Annotated in this window: 1 protein-coding gene; it reads left to right on the forward strand. The window is 62.3% G+C overall.

The features are described 5' to 3' along the window. Positions 1 to 217: 217 nt before the first annotated feature. The coding region (gene hemA / locus AC1DT3_RS21665) for a 5-aminolevulinate synthase (protein ID WP_477467245.1) at positions 218 to 1,255 on the forward strand (1,038 nt) is incomplete at its 3' end.

A 1,255-nucleotide genomic window follows, 5' to 3' on the forward strand; every position in this document is an offset into this window, starting at 1 on the left:
AGGTTCTCTTTCAAAGCAGCCTTGAGGCGTTCGGCTTTTCGTTCGGCTCTCACGTCCGTCATGATTTCACGCGACCCATCGTCGCCTTCATCAGATAAAGACTTCGCAAACGGGCCTCAACCAGATTATCAGTGTCCGAGGCGTTGACCGAGATCAATGCCGATCGTCGCCGCCCCCGTCTAGTTTGGGGCGTTTCCACGCCGCATCCGGTGAGATGATGGACTATCAAGACTACTTCGCCTCCGCCCTTGAACGCCTGAAACAGGAACGGCGCTATCGCGTTTTCGCCGACATCGAGCGGCAGGCCGGCCGTTTCCCAACGGCGATCTGGCATAGCCCGGAAGGGCGTCGCGACATCACCGTGTGGTGTTCCAACGATTATCTGGGCATGGGGCAGAACAAAGGCGTCATGCGCGCCATGGTCGAAACGGCATGGCGGGTCGGCACGGGCGCCGGGGGCACCCGCAATATTTCCGGCAACAGTCACCCTCTCGTCGATCTGGAAGCGGAGCTCGCGGATCTCCACGGCAAGGAGGCGGGCCTGGTCTTCACCTCCGGCTACGTTTCGAACCAAACCGGCATATCGACGATTGCCAAGCTTCTGCCGAATTGCATGGTGCTGTCCGACGCTCTCAACCACAATTCGATGATCGAGGGCGTTCGCCAGTCCGGTTGCGACAAGGCTGTCTTCCGCCACAACGATCTGGCCCACCTCGAAGAATTGCTGATCGGCGCTGGGAATCGGCCGAAGCTCATCGTCTTCGAGAGCGTCTACTCGATGGATGGGGACATTTCGCCGATCCACGCAATTTGCGATCTCGCCGACCGCTACGATGCCATGACCTATCTGGACGAAGTTCACGCCGTCGGCATGTATGGCCAGCGCGGCGGCGGCATCGCGGAGCGCGACGGCGCCATGCATCGAATCGACGTGATCGAGGGCACGCTGGGCAAGGCATTCGGCGTCATGGGCGGTTACATCGCCGCATCCCGGACGATCGTCGATGCCGTGCGCAGCTTCGCTCCCGGCTTCATCTTCACCACCGCCCTTCCCCCGGCCGTGGCGGCCGCTGCTKCCGCCTCCGTGCGCCACCTCAAGACATCCTCGGACGAGCGTGCCAAGCAGCACTACCAGGTGAACCGCACCAAGGCCGCGCTCGTCCATGCGGGTCTGCCCGTGTTGCCGACCGACACGCACATCGTGCCGATCATGGTCCGCGACGCGGAGGCCTGCAAAGCCGCCTCGGACCGGCTC

This window comes from Microvirga sp. P4_G7 (assembly GCF_056401005.1).